The 3,300-nt window shown below is 39.2% G+C and carries 2 protein-coding genes; both read right to left on the bottom strand.

Going from position 1 to position 3,300, the window contains the following annotated elements; genetic code table 11:
• Nucleotides 1-321: hypothetical protein (locus RAO94_08000; GenBank protein ID MDP8322278.1), on the bottom strand; the 321-nt coding region annotated here is incomplete at its 3' end.
• Nucleotides 322-643: 322 nt separating this feature from the next.
• Complete coding sequence (locus tag RAO94_07995; protein ID MDP8322277.1) at nucleotides 644-2,710, bottom strand: right-handed parallel beta-helix repeat-containing protein; 2,067 nt, start codon at nucleotides 2,708-2,710, stop codon at nucleotides 644-646.
• Nucleotides 2,711-3,300 lie beyond the last annotated feature (590 nt).

The raw sequence follows: 3,300 nt of genomic DNA, 5'->3' as shown, positions 1-3,300 counted from the left end.
TATAAATAAGCCTGTTATCTTAAGAAAATATCCATTATAACTCCCTCTAAAAGGCTCGTTATCCATACTGCTTATCCACCAGCCTATCGGACTGAATCCCGCCCCTTCATTCCAGCTCACCGTCTCACTGGCATCTATATCCGAGGTCTGCAGATAATAGCTCTCCCAACCCTCAGGATTAGTGCTCAACCATAATAAATTATCCAAACTATCCACAAGATATGGTTCAGCCTCAGTCCCCATCCCCTCTGGCTGCACCCCATCAGCATAAATACTCATCGTGATTACCAAAATAATTAAAATTATTAATCTCGTTTTCATAATTCCTCCTGTTCTCCTGCATATTTCATTAAAATCTTCTTACTGTCACGACTACACGACTGCACGACTAAAAAAATTCGACTCACGACTAACGATTCACGACTAACGGATTGAAAATCCTCACATTACATTTATTTTTCAATTCTTGTCCGCCTGGGTGGATTACATTCTTGTCAGCCTACGGCTGATTACATTTTCAATTATTCTCACACCCGCAGTCTTCCCTTCTACTCTGTGCTCTCTGTGGTGAAAAATCTTACATTCCCTTCTCACTTCTCACTTCTCACTTCTCACTTCTCACTTTTCCCTTCTCACTGTAAACCTACTTCAGCAATATACATTTCCGGCAGTAACTGCCCCCATCATAAACTAATCTGGCAAAATATATCCCTGTACTAACCGGCATTCCTGCCTGGTCATCTCCTTGCCACAAAATATTGAGCTCCGATTCTGTTTTCCATCCATCACACAGAGTTTTCACTTTCTGCCCTTTCAGATTATAGATTTCCAGTTTCACGTTTCCTGGTTCATTTAGTGCAAAACTGAACATAGTCTCAGGATTAAAAGGATTGGGATAATTAGTAAGTTCTAAATTAGCAACTGGCAACGATTCATCAATAGCATCTCCCATTAAACTACTATCCCAGAATAGAGGAACTTCAAAAATCCCCTGATCTGTAAATACGAACATAGTGTTGTAATGAAGTTCACGCCCGGCATCTGGCATAGGTATCAACATTATGATCTCACATAAAAGACTATCACCAGGAGCTAGAACCTGCGAAAATTCATTCTCAAACATAAAATCGTAGCTATCGAAGGCAACAGTTGATACATATATGTCCACCAAAGAAATATTCTTCATTGTTATATCCTGACATATATCATCATAAGTGAGAAAAAACAGAGTGTCAGGACTAAATGCCAGATATTCTTCCGGCTGATAATATTCCAGCTCAAAATCTATTCCGTTAACTGTCTGCCCCCCAGTCAGCATCACATCTTCTATAGTTTCTGGTAAATAATTCTCTAGCCAGGCTGTAACATTACAAGTCCCCTCCCCAACCGGTGTAGTGATCAAATAGTTACCAGATTCATCAGGATGAACGGGTGCCCCCACCCCTATGCAGGCATCTTCTATATCCCCATTTCCGCCAGTACGGCTCACACGGCCCGTGATAAAGGCTGGATTGGTTTCCGTATCTGCCTCATAGCAGCCCATATCCGGTATCAGTGCACCATCCCCGATCCCATCCTGAATTCGGAAGTTGCCATCTATATCAAACAAGGGTATTTCCAGATCGGGAATTTCTGCTGTTCCAGCATCAATGCAGGGACTGTGTGCAGCTAAACGATAATCATTATTTTCTTCATCAATAAAACAGGGATACCGGGAAGTATTACCACCAAAATCTATCTCTGGCATTACTATTCCACCTTCAAAGCAGGAATTATAGATCCCCACACTGGCAAATGTATTTATATTAGGATGGTTACCCCAGGATATGCAATTAATGATTCTCTGACTATCAAAATAAGCACAGTAGAAACCATAAGAAATATTATTAACCACTGTGTTATTAATACATAGGCCATCCACCATTGTCATAACTATACCAGTATCACAATTATAGACCAGGTTATTAACTATCTCACAGCCATAAAACCCGTCAATCTCCATACCTCTACTCACACTTGAAATTCTGTTATTATAGATATATACCCCGGGACAATCATCAAAGACATGAATACCTTGTGATGGATAAGTCATGTTTCCTTCAATTACATTATTTGTAATTAAAGGTACTGCCTCAAAGACCATTATTCCCGTAGACATCATATTATCTGTCAAAGATATATGATTATTAGCTATTACAGCCTGAGATTCACCACCAACCTGAATGCATCGTCTGGGATTTTCGATATAATTCCCTTCAATATAAGGCGAAAGGAAGAAACCATCACATTTTATCCCCCACGTTCCAGCCACCGAAATATGATTGTTTAGTATCTGCGGTTCAGCAACTTCACATAATATCCCATTAGTATCAAAAGTATTCCTGCCTATCGTAAAACCAGTCAAAACAGCCGCACTGCTTTCATTATTCGCAAAAGTTACTATATAACCATCATTCGCCACCTGATCTATAATTGTAGTTGCTATATATGAACTATCAGCAGTTGTGAGAAATAGTGAACCCACCACAATGTCTTTGCCATTAAAATTAATAGTTTCCTGATATAATCCCGGCTGCACAAGCACAGTATCACCATCCGCAGCAGCAGTTATCCCACCATGAATAGTCGTCTGATCCGCAGGTACATTAATGATAACTCCCATCAGGCTGTGTATTAGTACAATAAAAATCAGCAGTATTACCTTTTTCATAATTTATCCTTCACAATTTATTCTAAATAATATCCTCAGATCATAATCCAAGTTATTCACTCGCAAGCTTTTCACAACAGGTAGCTTCCAAATCCCAATCTATAATTATCTAAAACTTATGTCAAATGTATTTTTATTTATTATGTTCTTCTTTGTCATAAAGAAAACCGTGCCATTACTTCTTTTGCAAAAGATAGACCTTCACCCTTTCGTTTTTCTCTGATTTGGATTTGATATTGCCCTCTTAATTTTCACTCCTTCCCTCAGTCACTCAGTCACTCAGTCACTCAGTCACTCAGTCACTCAGTCACTCAGTCACTCCTACACCCCTTCGCATTTTCACATCTTCACCCATTCACCCATTCACTCCTTCACTCTTTCCCCTGTTCTGAATTATATTAAACACATTTAATTTTACATTTTCAATTTTCAATTTTCAATTCCCTTTCCCCTCCCGATCTGGTGTCAATGGCATTTTAAATTGGTACAGTTTTGGCACTCGTAACTGGTACAGATTTTCAGTTAATTTTGCCCTTCATTCTATAACTGTCACCAGCCATAACTACCGGTTCAGCATGATGAAGTAAACG

Origin of the sequence: Candidatus Stygibacter australis, from assembly GCA_030765845.1 — a bacterium.
Lineage (GTDB): Bacteria > Cloacimonadota > Cloacimonadia > Cloacimonadales > TCS61 > Stygibacter > Stygibacter australis.
Note: the sequence above shows the minus strand (reverse complement) of the source record. Positions and strands in the feature narration are given on the sequence as shown.

Bases quoted from the DNA above. Each gene is read 5' to 3' on its own strand.
- RAO94_07995 (MDP8322277.1), bottom strand. From the start codon at position 2,710: ATGAAAAAGGTAATACTGCTGATTTTTATTGTACTAATACACAGCCTG.